A 16,229-nucleotide genomic window follows, 5' to 3' on the forward strand; every position below is an offset into this window, starting at 1 on the left:
GATGGACCTTCTCGCCTCGGAATGGATCAAGGCCCGCAGTATCCGCACCACCTGGATCCTGGCGATCGGCACCGTGCTGGTCACCGTCATGGTCAGCCTGCTGGGGATCAGCGGCCTGCTGGCCGACTGGCAGGCGCGGCTGCCGCAGGACTACGACCCCACCGGCATCAGCTTCAAGGGCATCCTGGTCGGACAGATCCTGATCGCCACCCTCGGCGCCCAGACCTTCACCAGCGAGTACGCGACCGGACAGATCATCACCAGCCTGGCCATCGTCCCCCGCCGGGGCGTGTTGCTGGCCAGCAAGACCGCGATCACCGTGCTGATCGCCCTGGCGACCGCGGTGCTCACCGTGGCCGCCAGTGTCGGCGCGAGCCAGGCGGCCCTCGCCGCCGCCGGGTTGCCGACCGCCGACCTCACCGACCCGGACGCGATCCGGGCGATCCTGTGCGCGGTCGGCTACCTGGTGCTCACGGCGGTGTTCGGCGTCGCCCTGGGCGCCCTCACCCGTTCCTCCTCCGGTGCGCTGGCCGTCGCGGTGAGCGTGGGGCTGCTCGTCCCCGCCCTCGCACCCGGCCTGCCCGGCGTGGTGGGCGAGTTCGCGGGCACCTACTGGCCCACCACCGCCGGTCAGAGCTCCTACACGATCACCGCCGACGGACCGCTGCCCGGAGCTGCCGGACTCGCGGTGATGGCCGTCTTCACGCTCTGGACGACCCTGGCCGCCCAGCTCACGCTCAAGACCCGCGACGCCTGAGGCGCCGGGCGGTCACCTCCCCTCACACCCGCAGCTCGACCCCCGCCATCGCCTCCACCTGCGCCCACACCCGACCCGCCACGTCGGCGCCGGGTGCCGCGGTGCGCTCGGGCGTCGGCAGTCGCACCGGCAGCCCCCGGGTGCCGCCGGCCGGACCGAAGTACTCCCCGCCGCGCGCGGTGGGATCGGTCAGTGCCCGCACCCCTGGCCAGGCGGCCGCGTCCTTGCCCTGCGCCCACGGGGTGTACGGGTTGCGCTGATACGGCGTCGACGCGTCCCGGATCCCGGGCCGCTCCGGGGTGCGGGCGTCGACCCCGACGCCGGGGTGGCTGAGCACGGAGACGACCGGCCGACCGGCGGCACGCAGGCGGCGGTCCAGCTCGTAGGCCAGCACCTCGGTCACCGCCTTGGCCTTCGCGTAGGCGACGACGCCCAGGCGCGGGACCTTCGCCGGCTCGGCGAACCCGGGGCGGAACCGCCGGACGAAGTTGGTGGAGGCGTGCACCACCCGGCCCGTGCCGCCGTGGGCCTCGGCGGTCGCGGTGAGCGCGGGCAGCAGTCCGGCGAGCAGTCGCAGGTGCCCGACCACGTGGGTGCCCAGGATCAGGGGCAGTCCGTCGGCGGTGCGGGCGCGGGCCTGCATCGACATCGCGCCCCCGTTGAGGAACACCCCGTCGAGTCGGTCCAGCTCAGTGAGGGCGGCCACCGCATCGTCGATGGCGGCCAGTGACCCGAGTTCCAGCACGACGCTGCGGACCCGGGCCTGCGGGGTCCGGGTCAGGATGGCGTCACGGGCGCGGGCGAGCTTGGCCGCAGACCGCGACGCCAGGACCACCTCGGCGCCCGCCGCGGCGAGTTGCTCGGCCGCGAAGTACCCGATCCCGGCCGTGGCCCCGGTGACGACGACGGTGCGCCCGTCCTGCCGTGGCAGGTGGGCCGGGTCCCAGGCGATGGTGTCGGTGCTGGGCATGGTCTCGGTCATGGCGTCCTCGTCTCGAAGTGGATGGTCTATCCGGTCTGGCGACCATACCGGATGGGCTATCCGCTTCTGCTACCGTGACCCGCATGCCACAGCTGCGCTCCGACGCCGCCCGCAGCCGCGAACGCATCCTGGCCGCGGCCGCCGACCACGACCGCGCGAGCCTGCGCCTCAACGACGTCGCCCGGGCCGCCGGGGTGGGCGTCGGCACGGTGTACCGGCACTTCCCCACCGTCGACGCGCTGGTCGAGGCACTGGCCGCCGACACGGTCCGGCAGGCACTCACCGCCGCGCGCACCGCCCTGAGCACTGAGGACCCGGGCCGCGCCTTCCACGGGTTCCTGTCCACGGTGCTGGATTTGCTGCTCACCGACGACGGGTTGCAGCCGGTGCTGCTCGCGGAGGAGGGATCGTCCACCGAGGTCGGACGCGCGAAGACCGAACTGATCGAGACCGCCGCCGTGCTGCTCGACCGCGCGCAGCGGGCCGGGGCGGTGCGCCCCGAACTCACCCTGCCGCAGCTGATGCACCTGGCGTGCGGGGCCGAGCACGCGGTCCGGCTCGGGACCTCCGACGATCGCGGGACCATCGCCGCCGTGCTGCTCGCGGGGCTTCGCCCGGCCTGAGTCGACTGACGGCAGCCGTCACCGGCGGGCGGCGACCCGCATCCGCCAGGCCACCACGGCGGCGACCACCGCGACCAGCAGCAGGACGACCCCTCGGACCATCGCCTCCTGCGCGTGGGCCAGCATCGCGTGCCCGAGGTCCTCGTCCGTCTGCGCCCACCGACCGGCGATGTACCACCGGTTGCCCCAGCGGAAGCCGTCCGCCACGGCCAGGACGAAGGCCAGCGTGGCGATCACCTCGACCACCGCCCGCGATCCCGCGTGCGTCCTGTGCTCCCCCACGACTCCCCCTCGCCCACCGTCGTCACGTCACGCCACGTCACCGGTTCAGCCGGGTCCGTCACTGGTCGCGGCCAGCAGCGTCGCCACCGCGTCGCTGATCGGCGTCGCGATCCCGTGCGCCTGCCCGCGGCGTCGGATCACGCCGTTGCGGACGTCCCACTCCAACGGTCGGCCCGCTTCCCGGTCGGCGAGGATCGATGTGCCCAGATCGGCGGGTGCGGAGCGGAAGCCGGCCAGGATGCGCTCGCAGTCGTCCCGGTCCAGTGCCGCGCCCTCGGCCCGGGCCACCGCCAGGCACTCGGCCAGGTAGTCCCGGGTCAGGGCGGCCACGTCGTCGCGCTGGAACATCCCGGAGCGGCGACCGGTCAGCGCCATCAACCCGGCGGCGGCGTTCTGCAGCAGCTTGCGCCAGGCCACGGTGGTGAAGTCGTCGGTCAGCTCGACGGCGCAGCGGGTCCCGGACAGGGCGGCCTGGACGCTCCGGGCGTCGGGGACGTCCGGCAGGGTGAGTCGCGGTGCCGCGCGCAGCCGGACGGTGGTGGCCGATTCCCGCACGGCAGGGAACCAGACCACCGCGGGCACGACGGTCCCGGGGACCAGAGGCTGGACGGCGGCGATCTGCTCCACCCCGTTCTGCAGGACGCAGACCACGGTCCGCTCGCCGCACAGCGCTGACAGCCAGGGGGCCGCCGCGGTCGTCTGGGTCGCCTTGACCGCCAGGAAGACCAGGTCCACCGGGTGCTCGACGGTGCCGGGGTCGGTGTGCACCGGGCCGGGCGCGTCGACGGCGCCCTGCTCGGATTCCAGGCGCAGTGCCGGCGCGGCGGTCCGGCCGGCGACGAACGGGGTGTGCCCGCGCTCGTGCAACACGGCCGCGATGGTGGTGCCGATCGCCCCGGGGCCGATGATCGCGATCCTGTCCGGGCGAGGGTCCGGGTGCGTGGCGGAGCCGGAGGTCATGGTCCCGACGGTAGCCCCGGTCGTGGGGCGCGGACCACGGGTTGTCATTACTGTCTCTGCTCGGGGGCAGGGTCGATCCCGTTCCCCGTTGCGAGCCGGAGGGGGCGGAGTGAGGCAGTTCGTGCTGCGGTGCGTGGTCACCGTGACGCTGGTGCTGGGTCTGAACTACATCCTGTGGCGGTGGTGGGACTCGGTGAACTGGTCGGCCTGGTGGATCGCCGTCCCGCTGGTGCTGGCCGAGACCTACTCGTTCATCGACGTGGCGTTGTTCGGGGCGACGATGTGGCGGGCCAGGAATCGACCCGCTCCCCCGGCACCCACCGACGGCCTCACGGTGGACGTGTTCGTGACCACCTACGACGAGCCGGTCGACCTGGTGATGCGCACAGCCGTCGCCGCCCGGGACATCCGTTACCCGCATCGCACCTGGGTGCTGGACGACGGGTCCCGCCCGGAGCTGGCGGCCGCCGCCCGCGCCGCCGGTGTCGGCTACCTGGAACGCTCCGACGACTGGACCGACCGCCCCCGGCACGCGAAGGCCGGGAACCTCAACAACGCGCTCTTCGCCACCGAGGGCGAGTTCCTGCTGGTGCTGGACGCCGATCAGATCCCCTCGCCGGAGATCCTGGACCACACGCTCGGGTACTTCACCGACGACCAGGTCGCCCTGGTGCAGACTCCGCAGTTCTTCACGAACGTCACCGAGGCCGACCCGCTGGGCAGCCAGGCCCCGCTGTTCTACGGCCCGATCCAGCAGGGCAAGGACGGCTGGAACGCGGCATTCTTCTGCGGCTCGAACGCGGTGCTGCGCCGGGACGCGCTGATGCAACTCGGGCTGGTCGGCTACGTGCGCGACACGGAACGGTCGGTCCGGGACGCGCTGCTCACCTCACGCCGGATGCTGGACCGGGCGCGGCGCGGCGCACCGGACCCGGCGCAGGCGGAGGTGCTGCGCGAGGTGCGCGCGGCGGCCGACGACGCGCTGACGGCCCTGGACGCCCGTCAGCCGCTGTCCGAGGTGACCTACGGCTTCCAGCGCCGGGTGGACGCGATCTCCGCCCGGGTCGTCGCCCGGGACGTGTCGTCGATCCAGGCGGACCTGGCGGCGATCGCCGAGCTGCCGATCGCCCGGGACGACCAGATCGGCGCGCTGGTGGTGGACGAGACCGCGCTGGCCCGGCTCGCCGAACGCGAGTGGTCACCGCTCGGCGCGATCGAGTCGGTGCAGGCACTGGTGCGGGCGGTGGACGTCGACCGGGGCGGCGAGGCCCAGCCGGTGATGCCGGTCGCGACTCTGTCGGTGACCGAGGACATGGCCACCGCGATGCAGCTGCACGCCCTCGGCTGGCGCACCGTCTACCACCACGAGAGCCTGGCGCACGGCCTGGCGCCGGAGGACGTTGGCACGATGCTGACCCAGCGACTGCGCTGGGCCCAGGGCACGATGCAGGTGTTCCTGAAGCAGAACCCGCTCCGGCTGCGTGGACTGTCGACGGGCCAGCGGTTGATGTACCTGGCGACCATGTGGTCCTACCTGTCCGGCTTCGCCGCGGTGGTGTACCTGGCGGCGCCGGTGATCTTCCTCTGCTTCGGCGTGCTGCCGGTGACCGCGTGGTCGGTGGACTTCTTCGTGCGGTTCATCCCGTTCTTCCTGGCCAGTCAGCTGTTGTTCGCCGTGGCGGCGCGCGGGGTGAAGACCTGGCGCGGTCAGCAGTACGCCCTGGCGCTGTTCCCGGTCTGGATCAAGGCGACCTGGACCGCTGCGGCGAACGTCTGGTTCGGCCGCCCGCTCGGCTTCGCCGTCACCCCCAAGGTGCGCGACGGGGTGCCGACCCAGCAGGCGCGCCTGGTCTGGCCACAGCTGACCGCCATGGTGGTGCTCGTGATCGCCGCGGTGGTCGGGGTGATCCGGGCCTCGCTCGGGCTGTCCTGGTGGGTGGGCACCGCCGTCAACCTGGTCTGGGTCTGCTACGACCTGATCGTGCTCAGCGTGGTGGTGCAGGCATTGCGCTACCGCGGCTACCCGGGCGGCCAGACCGCCGAAGAACCGGCTCCCTCCGAGTCGGCACGCTGAAGGAGGACGTATGGAGCTGACCGTCGAGAATCTGGGTCGGGCGCTCGTGCTGCGAGTCGAGGGCCGCCTCACCATGACCGCGGCCGGTGAGCTGAAGGCCGCCGTCGACCGGGAGGTGGCGGCCGGGAACACCCTGGTGGTGGTGGACCTGGCGGACACCACATTCCTGGACTCCTCCGGACTCGGTGCCCTGGTCGGCGGCCTGCGCAGCGCCCGCACCGCCGGGGGTGACCTGCGGATCGCCCGGGCCGGCGCGCAGGTCCGGACCGTGCTGGAGCTGACCACGATGGACCGGGTGCTGCGGCCGTACGACACCGTCGAGGCCGCGGCCGATGCCGACCTCTGACCGTCCGGCGGAGATCCGGGTCGCGGCGGTCGCCGACCTTGCCTGGGTGGAGCGGGTGCACGACGGCTGTGACGCGCTCTGGACGCAGCGGCCGGACGTGCCCGAGCGGGACCGGATCATGTTCGAGGCAGCCGTGATCGAGCTGGCCACGAACGTGGTCCGGCACGCCACCCGGGCCGACGGCGAACCGGTCCGCGCCGAGCTGGTCCTGCGGTGCGCCGATGCCGGGCTGTCGGCGGAACTGCGGGACACCGGTGCTGCCATGCGGGTGGACCTGGATCCCGAGCCGGTGGACGACTTCGCGGAGAGCGGTCGCGGCATCCGGCTCATCCTGCGCGCCGTCGACTCGCTCAGCCTGGGTCGGGAGCAGGGCCAGAACGTGTGGCGGATCACCCGCGCCTGGGGCGACTGAGGCTCAGCTGGCGCGCAACAGGGTGACCACCGTCAGGTCGTCCTCCGCTGTCCCCGCGTCGCCGACCAACGCCATCACCGCATCGGCGGCGTCCTCGGCGGTCCGGGTGCCGAGGACGGCGCTGCGCACCTGATCCAGGTCGGCGATCGATCCGCCGAGCGCGTCGAGCACCCCGTCGCTGAAGGTGATCAGCAGGTCCCCCGGCGCCAGATCCGCCCGGGCACTGGTCCGCAGCGCCCCCGGCGCGACCCCGAGCGGCAGACCGAGCGCCTCCAGCCGACGCGCCGTCCCGTCGGCGTGCACGATCAGGGTCAGCCCGTGCCCCGCGTCGGTGTACGAGACGGTGCCCACCTCCGCATCGACGTAGGCGCGGAACAGGGTCACGAAGGCCCCTGCGTTCGCCAGGTCCGCGTCCAGCGCGTGCTCGGTCGCCGTCAGGGTCCCGGCCACATCGTCCATCCGCGGCTGGGCCTGCAGCACCGAACGGGTGGTGGCCGCGAGGATCGCCGCCGCCGGTCCCTTGCCCATCACGTCGGCGAGGGTGAGCACCAGCCCACCGCCCGGCGGGGTCTCCCAGTCGTAGAAGTCGCCGCCCACCGACCCGGCCGGCACGAACCGGGCCGCCACGTCCAGACCCGGCACCTGCGGACCCCGGGACGGCAACAGGCTGGCCTGCACCTGAGCGGCGCGGCGCAGCTCGGTCCGTTCGGCGGTCACGTCGCGCAGCACCGTCACCACGCCACCGCCGGAGGACTCCGGGATCAACGAGCTGGAGAAGGTGACGATCCGCGGCTGGCCCTGCCCCGGCACCCGGACCAGCAGATCCATGTCGCGTACCCGCTGCCCGGACAGTGCCCGCTGGAACGGCAGTTCGGCGGCCGGCACCGGCCTGCCGTCGACGTCGGTCAGCCCGGCAAGATCGCTCTGGTCGTCCGCACCGAGGTCGGCGTGCCCGGTCAACAGCAGCGTCGCGGTCGGGTTCCGCAGCACCAACCGGCCGTCGCGGTCCACCACCCGCACTCCCTCGGACATGGTGTCGACCACGGTGCCGAGCAACGCCGCCTGTTCCTGTGCCCGGTCGCGGGCGGAGGCCAGCTCGGTGACCAGCTCCCGCCGTTCCTCCCCGGCGACCGACAGGGCCAGACCGATGATGGTGATCAGCCCGACGTACAGCTGGGCGACCACCACCTGGGTGGTGCTGTCCGGCAGCGTGACCAACGGCCCCGACCCCGCCACCGTGAGCTGGACGGCCACCGTCCCGCACAACAGGGTGTGCAGCACCACGGACCGGACCGGCAGCCGCGAGCCGGCCCACACCGTCAGGGCGATCAGCGGGAACAGCAGGGCGATGGTGTCCAGGGCCAGGAACCAGACCAGGTAGATGAGCGGGGCGAGCAGCACCAGGACGATCAGGTCGAAGCTGCGCCCGCCGGCCCATCCCTCCAGCAGGGACCTGCCCTGACGCCGTCGGGTCTGCACCCACTCGCCGATCGCGAGCCCCAGGGTGCCGAGGCCGAGGACGCTCACCGTGTTCCGGGCGATCCACAGGATCGAAGCCTGCCCCTGCGACCCCGCTCCCTGGACGGTCAGAGCGAGCTCGATGAGGGGCGAGCTGATCACGGCCGCGGTCACCGTCGCCAGGAGGTAGTACCAGACATCGGTGATGTGGTGGAGCTGCTGGCGGCCGCGAGCGGCGACCAGGTCGGGGACCAGACGTCGCAGCACTTCGACCACGACCACCGCCTGCAGCGTGGCCGCCCCCGCCCCGATCAGGGTCGGCAGCGCGCTGCCGCCGGTCAGGGTGACCACCGCCGCGGTGCTCAGCGCCAGGGCGACCAGGTCCAGCCAGCGCCAGGGCCGGTACGCGCGGTGCAGCAGCCAGAGCACCGACACCCCGGCGGCGGGCCAGACCAGACTGATCTCGGTGCCCGGCGCGCGCGAGGCGCGGCCGAAGGCGCAGGCGGCGATGTAGAGCACCGACCAGCACGCGATCGCCCGCCAGTCACCGACGGTCGGCGCCGTCCGGACCCGGGGACTCGCGTCCCCCCGGTCGTCGCGGATCTCCCGCTGCATCGCCGTCACCGTCGCCCCCTCGCCGTCGGCCCCGACCGACAGGTCAGCAGCCGGGGTCACGAGCAGGCTAGCCGGGACGGGCGGGCCGCGCCGCACGTCAGAGCACTCGCCAGGACGCGGTCACCCGAGTGCCGTCGTCACCCGGCCGACGGGTGCAGCACCACCTTGGTCCACCCCTCGTCCCGCTTGTCGAAGTGGTCGTAGGCCTCGGGGGCGCTGGCCAGCGGGAGTTCGTGGCTCACGATGAACGAGGGCTCGGCCTTCCCGCCGGCGATCAGATCGCGCAGCTGCCGGTTGTACTTCTTCACCGGCGCCTGTCCGCTGCCCAGGTGCTGGCCCTTGAACCAGAACGTCCCGAAGTCGAAGGCGAGCTTGCCCTGCTTCGCGAGCTCGTCCTGCGCACCCGGGTCCTGGGGCACGTACACCCCGACGGCGCCGATCGTCCCGGTGAAGCGCACCGAGGCCACCAGCCGGTTCATGGTCAGGTTCGCCCGCTCCTGCCCGTCGGGTTCATGCGCCTGGTAGCCGACGCACTCGCAGCCGTTGTCGGCGCCGAGGCCCAGGGTCTGCTCCAGGACCGCCTCCACCGGATCGACCGTCGAGTCGTCGATCGCGATCGCCCCGATGGCCTCCGCCAGGCGCAGCCGATCCGGTGCCCGGTCCACCACCATCACCTTGCCCGCGCCCCGGATGGTCGCCGACAGAGCCGCCATCAGCCCCACCGGCCCGGCACCGTAGATCACCGTCTGGTCGCCCGGCTTGACCCCGGCCATCTCGGTGGCGTGATACCCGGTCGGGAAGATGTCCGCGAGCATCACGTAATCCGTCTGGCGCTCCTCGGCGTCCTCGCCCAGGCGCAGACAGTTGAAGTCGCCCCACGGCACCCGGAGCAGCTCCGCCTGCCCGCCGCCGTACGGTCCCATGTCCGCGAAGCCGTAGGCGGCACCGGCGAGCTGCGGCTCGGGCTGGGCGGTCAGACAGTAGTTGGTCAGCTGGCGCTCGCAGTTCTTGCAGTGGCCGCAGGCGATGTTGAACGGCAGCACCACCCAGTCGCCGACCTGGATCTTGTCCACCCCGGTCCCGACCTCCACCACCTGTCCCAGGTTCTCGTGCCCGAACCAGCGGCCCGGCTCGAAGTCGGTCCGGCCCTCGTACATGTGCAGGTCCGAGCCGCAGATGTTCGCCGACGTCACCCGGACCAGGACGTCCGTCGGCCGTTCGATCCGCGCATCGGGGACGTCCGAGACGCTGATCTGGCGCGGTCCCTCGTAGACGACTGCCTTCATGACCCCTCCTCGTCGATGTCCCGGCTGGGCACCAGGGCTGGACTTCCATTGGAACCACGTCCGCGCCCGCGGGGATATCGGCAGACCGACCGATCCTGTGCTGCGCCGCCCGGAGGCGACCCGGCCCGCGGTGGAGTAGGAAGGGAGATCAGCAGCCGCCGGAGGGTCGAGCCAGGGTGCCACCGGGTGCAGCTCCACCCCACACCGACGCCCGCGAAGGGGTCCGGATGCCAGCGCACCGTCTCGACCACCTGGACGTGATCACCGGGTCCGGACCGACAGCCCTGCGTTCCCTGCTGGCCGGCGCCCGGCTGGTCCCCGAGGTCACCGCGGGGATCGCCCTGCGCACCGACGGTGGCTGCCAACCGCTTCCCGGTCTGCGCGTCGACCCGTTGCTGACGCGCGGGTCTCCGGTGGTCGCCGCGGCCCGAAGGCGGCTGCGCGATGTCCAGATCACCGCGTCCTTCCTCTGGCCCCGCGGGGGCGACGACGCGCCCGACGGGCACGCCCGGGTCACCGTGCTGAGCGGCGCGGACGATGCCGGTGCCGAGTTCTGCGGGCTGGCCCTCCTGTCGCGGACTCCGTGGCTGCGCGGCCTGACGCCCCGCGAGCTGCAGGTGCTCGGGCTGCTGGTGGAGGGGCGCACCAACGCCGACATCGCGCACGTCCTGGTCGTCACGGCGCGCACCGTGGCCACCCACCTGGAACACATCCTGGCCAAGCTGGGCGCTCCGACCCGGACGCTGGCGGCGGTGCAGGCCGCCCGCGACGGCCTGTACGTCCCGGCCGAGGGCCACTGACCGTCAGCGGGACAGGATCCGGGCCAGGCGAGCCTTCTTCTCGTTCTCCCGGACGATCCAGGCCACCTCCGGGTCCGGTTCCGCGCGCAGGGCACGCCACACCGGCAGCCCCCGGGCGGGGTCGGCGGCGATCACCACGCTCCAGCCGTAGCCCAGGGCCTGGCGCAGGGTGCGCGGTCCGGCATCCCGCCGAGCGGCGGAGGTCAGGGCGACCAGCGCCGCCGTGGCGGTCGTGCAGGCGTCCAGCGCGGTGGTGACGGAGTCCGGATCGCGCAGCAACCGTGGTTCACAGATCGCCGCCACCGCCGCCCGTCGCACCAGCGGGTCGGGGTGCGCCGCCCAGGCGGCCACCAGCTCGCGGAACCGTGCCGGGGCCGCGTCGCCGACCCGTTGCAGCGCCATCGCCGCCGCCTCCCGGACCCGCCAGGAGCCGTCGGCCGCACGGGCCAGCAGCAGCTCGATGATCGGGCGTTCGGGGACCGACCTGTCCACCAGCAGCCGACCCAGGCCCACGGTGCCGCAGCAGCGGAGGTACTCGTCGTCCCGCGCCACCAGGTCGAGGATCAGGTCATCGGGGGCGAGGTCGGCGAAGGCGGCCATCAGGGTGAGGTTCGCGCGCGGCCCCGGCAGACCGGATCCGGCGCTGAGCGCCGCCAGCACCCCCGACCGGTCGTCGGCCTCGATCAGCGACCGGAGGGCTGAGCGCTGCTGATCGACTGCCGACATGCCGGGGACGCTACTCCCGCGCTGCCCCGCCCGGGGCCGGTTCGTGCCGGTTCGGTGCCGGTGCACCCCGACGGCCTAGGCTCGCCCCCATGTCCACCGCTGCGCAGCCGATCACCACCCGCAACGCCCGCTTCCAGCAGTGGCAGTCGTTGCTGAGCAATCGGAACAAGCGGCAGCGGTCCCGGCAGTTCGTGGTGCAGGGCGTGCGACCGATCACGCTGGCACTGGAGCACGGCTGGCCGGTCGAGGCGCTGCTGTTCGACGGCGACCGGCCGCTGTCCGGCTGGGCGCGGGAGATCCTCGGGGCGGTGCAGGCCGAGCGGTTCGCGCTGTCCGGCGCGCTGATGGCCGAGCTCGCGGAGAAGGACGCCGCCGAGCTGATCGCCGTCGTCGCGCTCCCCGCCGACGACCTGGATCGGATCACCGTGCGCCCGGACTTCCTCGCGGTGGTCTTCGACCGGCCGACCAGCCCGGGCAACCTCGGGTCGATCATCCGGTCGGCGGATGCCTTCGGGGCCGACGGGGTGATCGTCACCGGCCACGCGGCCGACCCCTACGACCCGGCGGCGGTCCGGGCGTCCACCGGGTCGCTGTTCGCGGTGCCCACCGTGCGGGTGCCCTCCCCCGCGGAGGTGCTCGACTGGGTGGCCGGACAGCGGTCGGCGGGCGTGCCGGTCCAGGTACTGGGCACCGACGAGCACGGCGACGCCGCGGTGTCCGCCACCGACCTGACCGGCCCGACCCTGCTCCTGGTGGGCAATGAGACGACCGGATTGAGCGCCGGTTGGCGTGCGGCCGTCGATCGGATGGTCAGCATCCCGATGACCGGCTCGGCCAGTTCGCTCAATGCCGCGAACGCCGCCACCGTCGTGCTGTACGAGTCCGCGCGGCAGCGCCGGGTCGGGGGCTGAGACCACGCCGGCCCCCGACCGCACCCGGTCAGGCGGGGGTCATCGCCTCCCGGACCTGGGTGACCAGGGCCTCCGGGATGTCGGTCAGGCCGTGGTCGTGCTGAGCGTGCTGCGCCACCTGCCCCAGGATGTCGTCCTCGGTGCCGGAGAACGTGCGCGCGCAGCCCGGGACCACGTCCCCGCAGCGGAATGCCTTCATGGTGTGTCCTCTTTCGGTGTCGATCCCGGCTCCTGACGAGCCGGTGTCAGCTGCCCTGGGTCAGGGCGAGCATCAGAGCGTCGACGGCGATGGTGCCCACCGTGGCGCCGTTCATGTCGGTGCAGACCAGTGGGTCCCACCGGCGTCCCTCGGGGCGCAGCATGGCGCGGCGTGCGACCTCCACCACCGTCGCGCTGGGCGCCACGGTCATCGCCGGCACCCAGCGACCCAGCGGGTCGCGCACCTCGGTGACCTTGCCGCTCGGGGCGAGCAGCACGTCGCAGTGCTCGCGGTCCCGGCCGGCGCGCACCGGTCGCACGATGCTGGCGACGTTCCCGGTCAGGGAGGTGCGCGAGGCGGTGGCCCGGATGTGCGCGGCGTCCTCCGCCGGCAACGCGGTGAGCATCTGGGGCTGCGGTCGGCCCAGTGCCCAGCCCTGACCCAGCGGGACGCCCATCGCGATCAGTGCCTCCAACTCGGAGCGGGTCTCGATCCCCTCCGCGAGCAGCCAGCCGTCCATCCGGCCGACCAGATCGCCGAACACCTCGACCAGGGTGCGCTTGACCGGGTCGACGTCGATCCCGGTGACCAGCGCGCGATCCAGCTTGACGATGTCCGGCCGCAGCTCCAGCAGCAGCTGCAACCCGGCGTAGCCGGTCCCGGCGTCATCCATCGCGATCAGCGCACCGGCCGCACGTGCCCGCGCCAACACCCCCATCGCCCGCCCGGCCTCATCCACCCGGGTGTGCTCGGTCAGCTCCAGGACCAGCCGGGACAGATCGTTGCCGCCGAGCAGGGCGTCGGCCACCTGGTCGTCGGCGAGCAGATGCGGGTCGACGTTCACGGTCAGGAAGGTGTTCGGCGGCAGGTCGTCCCGGGCAGCGATCGCCTTGCGCAGCACCCTGGCCTGCAACGCCGGGTTGTGCCCCCAGTGGTGCGCGGCGGCGAACCAGACGTCCGGCGAGGTACGCCAGGGACCGGTGAACCGAGACAGCAGCTCGTAACCGGTGACGAATCCGGTGGCCAGCTCGACGATCGGCTGGGCGTGCAGCGCATGCGAGGTCGGGTGCGCCAGCACGTCGCTCAGCGCGTCGGCCCACCGCTGGTCGTCGACCGGGGGCGCCTGCAGCTCGACGTCGATGGCGATGCTCCCCTCGGCCGGACACCAGGACTCTCCCGGTCCCCCTCCCATCGACCCCATGCACCCACATCTGTAGGCAAACCACCCGCAATCGCCCGTCCTTTCACCCAGTGCGGCACCCGGTGGTCGGGCTCGCCGGGTCGCCGCTGTGACTCACCAGTCGTGGACGCTGCCGTCCAGCAAACGGTTCACCGGCAGGTAGGCGGGCACGTACGGATGGGCGGCCGCCAGCTCCTCATCCAGTTCGACCCCGAGGCCGGGCAGGTCACCGGGGTGCAGGTACCCGTCGGTGAAGGTGTAGCCGTGCCGGAACACCCGGTGGGTCAGCTCGGTGTGTCCGCTGTACTCCTGGATGCCGAAGTTGTGCACCGCGAGGTCGAGGTGGATCTGCGCCGCCATCCCCACCGGCGAGATGTCCTCCGGTCCGTGGAAGCCGGTGCGGATCTGGTGCTGCCCGGCGTAGTCGACCAGCTTGCGCAGCGGCGTCACCCCACCGAAGTGCGTCACCGCCGACCGCACGTAGTCGATCAGGTGCTCGTCGATCAGCGTCTGGTAGTCGAAGACGGTGTTGAACACCTCGCCGATCGCCAACGGGGTGGTGCTGTGCTGCCGGGCCAGCCGCAGCGACGCCTGGTTCTCCGCCGGCGTGAGGTCCTCCAGCCAGAACAGGTCGTAGCGTTCCACGGTGCTGGCAAGCCGGGCGGCCTCCTGCGGGCTGAGCCGGTGGTGGGCGTCGTGCAGCAGCGGCAGCTCGGCACCGAACTCGCTGCGCACCGCCTCCAGGATGGTCGGCACGTGCCGCAGGTAAGCGGCGGTGTCCCAGTCCTCCTCCATCGGGCGGGCGAGCTGGTCGATCCGCATGCCATCCACCTCGGCGGCGATCGCGGTGCCCTGGTGCACGCCGTAGACCCGCTGCAGGCCGGGCACGCCGGTCTGGACCCGGACCGCCGGGTACCCCTCGGCCAGCCGCGCCCGCACCGAGTCGAGCAGCTCCGGGATGTCCCGGCCGTTCGCGTGGCCGTAGGTGCGCACCCGATCCCGGGACGCCCCACCCAGCAGCTGGTACAGCGGCAAGCCCGCGGTCTTCGCCTTGATGTCCCACAGCGCCATGTCCACCGCCGCGATGGCCGCCATCGTGACCGGTCCGCGTCGCCAGTAGGCGCCGCGGTACAGCGACTGCCAGGTGTGCTCGACCCGGTGCGGATCGGTGCCGATCAGCAGCGGTGCCAGGTGATCGCGCAGGTAGGCGACCACCGCCTGCTCCCGCCCGTTCAGCGTCGCGTCGCCGAGTCCGGTGACCCCCTCGTCGGTGGTGACTTTCAGGGTGACGAAGTTGCGGCCCGGGCTGGTGACGACGACATCGGCGCTGATGATCTGCATGGAGCCATCATGGCAGCGCTTCCACGGCGACATGTCGCCCGCACCCAGCGCGGTCCGCCACGATGGGTCCCATGCCGATCGACGACAACACGCAGGCCACCGTCCGAGCGCTGTGGGCAGCTGGTGTGGCACACGACCGCACCCCGGCGCCGGTTCCGGAGTCCGACCCGTGGCAGGAGGCCGATCAGGGTGCCGACCCGGACCTGACCATCGTGTCGTTCCCCGGCACCCCGGAGGTGGAGGTCCAGCTGCACACGGACGGCGGCGACACCGTCCTGGTGGAGACCACAGCGGACTTCGACGTGCCGCGCGCCGACGTGGTGGCACTGGTCACCGAGGTGCTCGCGGGCCGGGTGCGCCGCCGAGCACGGGTGCGCGGGACGATCGGCAACCTGATGGCGGCCCTGCTCGGCAGCCCGGCCCCGGCCGACGCGGAGATCGTGGTCGGCGACCGGGTCTACTCGACCCCGATCACCGCTCGGCAGCCGCTGTCCACCTGGCTGATGTCCCGCCCCCTCGCCGACGAGTGAGCTGACGCCGGTCTCAGCAACGCGGGCCCGGTGGCGGGAGCACGGCCCCGGGGGTCAGCGCTGACCCTGGGCGTTCGGGTCGGTGCCCGTCGAGTCGTGGCTCTGCTGGCCCTGCTGGCTGTGCTGCCCCGAACCGGGGTACTGCCCGGTGCCGGGCTGTCCACCCTGGTGGCCGCCCGAGCCCGGGTAGCCGCTCGGCGCCTGGTATCCGCTCGGCACCTGGTATCCGCTCGGGGCGTGGTAGCCACCCGCGCCCTGGTGATCACCCGCACCCGGGTATCCGCCCGACGCCTGGTTCCCGGCCGATCCCGGGTACCCGCTGGGCCCCTGGTAGCCACCCGGCGCGGGGTACCCACTGGCGCCGTACCCACCCGGCTGCTGCGGCGCGGTGCCCGGGGGAACCTGGCCCCCGGCACCCGGGCCGTACAGACCAGCACCGGTCGAGCCCACCCCGCCGCCTGCTCCCATGCGACCGGCCGAGGTCAGCGACTTCACCACCAGCCCGGCGGCCAGGATCGCGGCGCCGGTGTACCCGGCCAGCGAGATGACCGTGCTGAACAGGCTCAGCGCACCCCAGCCGAATCCGTAGCCGTAGCCGTAGTAGCTGCCCAGGGCGGCGTTCTGCACCAGCAGGTACACGCCCTGCAACAGCAGCGAGCCGCCGAGCAGGCAGAGGCCGGTGGTGATCAGTGCCTTGGCGGACGGTCGTGCCGACATGCTGGCTCCTCGGGACGGGGATCGGGCTGT

18 protein-coding genes are annotated in these 16,229 nt (G+C 72.8%); 8 read left to right on the top strand and 10 right to left on the bottom strand.

Annotated elements, in window-relative coordinates; all coding sequences use genetic code 11:
• The first annotated feature begins 1 nt into the window (after position 1).
• A complete protein-coding gene (locus HGK68_RS08065) occupies positions 2-757 on the top strand; it encodes an ABC transporter permease (RefSeq protein WP_169165498.1) in 756 nt (251 codons plus the stop codon).
• 22 nt (positions 758-779) lie between these two features.
• On the opposite strand, the gene HGK68_RS08070 is transcribed toward HGK68_RS08065, so the two are convergent.
• Positions 780-1,739: an SDR family NAD(P)-dependent oxidoreductase gene (locus HGK68_RS08070; protein WP_246260196.1), complete on the bottom strand. Its 960-nt coding sequence runs from the start codon at positions 1,737-1,739 to the stop codon at positions 780-782.
• Positions 1,740-1,822: 83 nt separating this feature from the next.
• Between HGK68_RS08070 and HGK68_RS08075 the strand changes: the two genes are divergently transcribed.
• Positions 1,823-2,362, top strand: a complete 540-nt coding sequence (locus tag HGK68_RS08075; RefSeq protein ID WP_169165499.1) for a TetR/AcrR family transcriptional regulator — start codon at positions 1,823-1,825, stop codon at positions 2,360-2,362.
• Positions 2,363-2,380: 18 nt separating this feature from the next.
• Here the strand turns inward: HGK68_RS08075 and HGK68_RS08080 are convergent, their stop codons facing one another.
• Positions 2,381-2,644, bottom strand: coding sequence for a hypothetical protein (locus HGK68_RS08080; RefSeq protein WP_169165500.1), 264 nt, complete (start codon positions 2,642-2,644; stop codon positions 2,381-2,383).
• A gap of 45 nt (positions 2,645-2,689) precedes the next feature.
• Positions 2,690-3,604: an oxidoreductase gene (locus tag HGK68_RS08085; RefSeq protein WP_169165501.1), complete on the bottom strand. Its 915-nt coding sequence runs from the start codon at positions 3,602-3,604 to the stop codon at positions 2,690-2,692.
• Positions 3,605-3,713: 109 nt separating this feature from the next.
• On the opposite strand from HGK68_RS08085, the gene HGK68_RS08090 reads away from it, so the two are divergent.
• Genes HGK68_RS08090 through HGK68_RS08100 form a run of 3 tightly spaced genes read left to right on the top strand, consistent with a single transcriptional unit; the run spans position 3,714 to position 6,436 of the window.
• Entirely contained in the window at positions 3,714-5,678 is a 1,965-nt protein-coding gene (locus HGK68_RS08090) for a glycosyltransferase family 2 protein (RefSeq protein WP_246260199.1), read from the top strand.
• 10 nt (positions 5,679-5,688) lie between these two features.
• Positions 5,689-6,024, top strand: coding sequence for an STAS domain-containing protein (locus HGK68_RS08095; protein ID WP_169165502.1), 336 nt, complete (start codon positions 5,689-5,691; stop codon positions 6,022-6,024).
• The gene (locus tag HGK68_RS08100; RefSeq protein WP_169165503.1) at positions 6,011-6,436 is read left to right on the top strand and encodes an ATP-binding protein; all 426 of its coding nucleotides are present in this window, start codon (positions 6,011-6,013) and stop codon (positions 6,434-6,436) included. Before HGK68_RS08095 ends, HGK68_RS08100 begins: the two co-directional genes overlap by 14 nt.
• Before the next feature lie 3 nt (positions 6,437-6,439).
• On the opposite strand, the gene HGK68_RS08105 is transcribed toward HGK68_RS08100, so the two are convergent.
• Both HGK68_RS08105 and HGK68_RS08110 read right to left on the bottom strand, forming a co-directional pair.
• Positions 6,440-8,569, bottom strand: coding sequence for a SpoIIE family protein phosphatase (locus tag HGK68_RS08105; protein WP_169165504.1), 2,130 nt, complete (start codon positions 8,567-8,569; stop codon positions 6,440-6,442).
• 77 nt (positions 8,570-8,646) lie between these two features.
• A complete protein-coding gene (locus tag HGK68_RS08110) occupies positions 8,647-9,795 on the bottom strand; it encodes a glutathione-independent formaldehyde dehydrogenase (protein WP_169165505.1) in 1,149 nt (382 codons plus the stop codon).
• A 227-nt stretch (positions 9,796-10,022) separates the two neighbouring features.
• Here HGK68_RS08110 and HGK68_RS08115 point away from each other — a divergent pair, with 227 nt between their 5' ends.
• Complete coding sequence (locus HGK68_RS08115) at positions 10,023-10,595, top strand: helix-turn-helix transcriptional regulator (protein ID WP_169165506.1); 573 nt, start codon at positions 10,023-10,025, stop codon at positions 10,593-10,595.
• Between the two features lie 3 nt (positions 10,596-10,598).
• Here the strand turns inward: HGK68_RS08115 and HGK68_RS08120 are convergent, their stop codons facing one another.
• Complete coding sequence (locus tag HGK68_RS08120) at positions 10,599-11,321, bottom strand: HEAT repeat domain-containing protein (RefSeq protein WP_169165507.1); 723 nt, start codon at positions 11,319-11,321, stop codon at positions 10,599-10,601.
• An 89-nt stretch (positions 11,322-11,410) separates the two neighbouring features.
• Here HGK68_RS08120 and HGK68_RS08125 point away from each other — a divergent pair, with 89 nt between their 5' ends.
• Entirely contained in the window at positions 11,411-12,232 is an 822-nt protein-coding gene (locus tag HGK68_RS08125; protein ID WP_169165508.1) for a TrmH family RNA methyltransferase, read from the top strand.
• A 28-nt stretch (positions 12,233-12,260) separates the two neighbouring features.
• On the opposite strand, the gene HGK68_RS08130 is transcribed toward HGK68_RS08125, so the two are convergent.
• From HGK68_RS08130 to manD, 3 genes are all read right to left on the bottom strand, one after another.
• On the bottom strand, positions 12,261-12,431 hold the full coding sequence (locus HGK68_RS08130) for a DUF1059 domain-containing protein (protein WP_169165509.1): 171 nt from the start codon (positions 12,429-12,431) through the stop codon (positions 12,261-12,263).
• Positions 12,432-12,477: 46 nt separating this feature from the next.
• Complete coding sequence (locus tag HGK68_RS08135) at positions 12,478-13,623, bottom strand: EAL domain-containing protein (protein WP_169165510.1); 1,146 nt, start codon at positions 13,621-13,623, stop codon at positions 12,478-12,480.
• Positions 13,624-13,725: 102 nt separating this feature from the next.
• A complete protein-coding gene (manD, locus tag HGK68_RS08140; RefSeq protein WP_169165511.1) occupies positions 13,726-14,952 on the bottom strand; it encodes a D-mannonate dehydratase ManD in 1,227 nt (408 codons plus the stop codon).
• A gap of 71 nt (positions 14,953-15,023) precedes the next feature.
• Between manD and HGK68_RS08145 the strand changes: the two genes are divergently transcribed.
• Positions 15,024-15,482 carry a hypothetical protein gene (locus HGK68_RS08145; protein ID WP_169165512.1) on the top strand — a complete coding sequence of 153 codons (459 nt, stop codon included), beginning with the start codon at positions 15,024-15,026 and terminating at the stop codon, positions 15,480-15,482.
• A 54-nt stretch (positions 15,483-15,536) separates the two neighbouring features.
• On the opposite strand, the gene HGK68_RS16260 is transcribed toward HGK68_RS08145, so the two are convergent.
• Positions 15,537-16,199: a hypothetical protein gene (locus HGK68_RS16260; protein WP_169165513.1), complete on the bottom strand. Its 663-nt coding sequence runs from the start codon at positions 16,197-16,199 to the stop codon at positions 15,537-15,539.
• Positions 16,200-16,229 lie beyond the last annotated feature (30 nt).

The sequence above is a fragment of the Cellulomonas taurus genome, assembly GCF_012931845.1.
Classification (GTDB): Bacteria; Actinomycetota; Actinomycetes; order Actinomycetales; family Cellulomonadaceae; genus Cellulomonas; species Cellulomonas taurus.

What these genes read in the sequence shown, in the direction of transcription:
- HGK68_RS08115 (WP_169165506.1), top strand. Translation starts at nt 10,023, where the DNA reads ATGCCAGCGCACCGTCTCGACCACCTGGACGTGATCACCGGGTCCGGA.
- HGK68_RS08145 (WP_169165512.1), top strand. Translation starts at nt 15,024, where the DNA reads ATGCCGATCGACGACAACACGCAGGCCACCGTCCGAGCGCTGTGGGCA.
- HGK68_RS16260 (WP_169165513.1), bottom strand. Translation starts at nt 16,199, where the DNA reads ATGTCGGCACGACCGTCCGCCAAGGCACTGATCACCACCGGCCTCTGC.
- HGK68_RS08065 (WP_169165498.1), top strand. Translation starts at nt 2, where the DNA reads ATGGACCTTCTCGCCTCGGAATGGATCAAGGCCCGCAGTATCCGCACC.
- HGK68_RS08110 (WP_169165505.1), bottom strand. Translation starts at nt 9,795, where the DNA reads ATGAAGGCAGTCGTCTACGAGGGACCGCGCCAGATCAGCGTCTCGGAC.
- HGK68_RS08075 (WP_169165499.1), top strand. Translation starts at nt 1,823, where the DNA reads ATGCCACAGCTGCGCTCCGACGCCGCCCGCAGCCGCGAACGCATCCTG.
- HGK68_RS08120 (WP_169165507.1), bottom strand. Translation starts at nt 11,321, where the DNA reads ATGTCGGCAGTCGATCAGCAGCGCTCAGCCCTCCGGTCGCTGATCGAG.
- manD (WP_169165511.1), bottom strand. Translation starts at nt 14,952, where the DNA reads ATGCAGATCATCAGCGCCGATGTCGTCGTCACCAGCCCGGGCCGCAAC.
- HGK68_RS08135 (WP_169165510.1), bottom strand. Translation starts at nt 13,623, where the DNA reads ATGGGAGGGGGACCGGGAGAGTCCTGGTGTCCGGCCGAGGGGAGCATC.
- HGK68_RS08100 (WP_169165503.1), top strand. Translation starts at nt 6,011, where the DNA reads ATGCCGACCTCTGACCGTCCGGCGGAGATCCGGGTCGCGGCGGTCGCC.
- HGK68_RS08085 (WP_169165501.1), bottom strand. Translation starts at nt 3,604, where the DNA reads ATGACCTCCGGCTCCGCCACGCACCCGGACCCTCGCCCGGACAGGATC.
- HGK68_RS08095 (WP_169165502.1), top strand. Translation starts at nt 5,689, where the DNA reads ATGGAGCTGACCGTCGAGAATCTGGGTCGGGCGCTCGTGCTGCGAGTC.
- HGK68_RS08130 (WP_169165509.1), bottom strand. Translation starts at nt 12,431, where the DNA reads ATGAAGGCATTCCGCTGCGGGGACGTGGTCCCGGGCTGCGCGCGCACG.
- HGK68_RS08070 (WP_246260196.1), bottom strand. Translation starts at nt 1,739, where the DNA reads ATGACCGAGACCATGCCCAGCACCGACACCATCGCCTGGGACCCGGCC.
- HGK68_RS08125 (WP_169165508.1), top strand. Translation starts at nt 11,411, where the DNA reads ATGTCCACCGCTGCGCAGCCGATCACCACCCGCAACGCCCGCTTCCAG.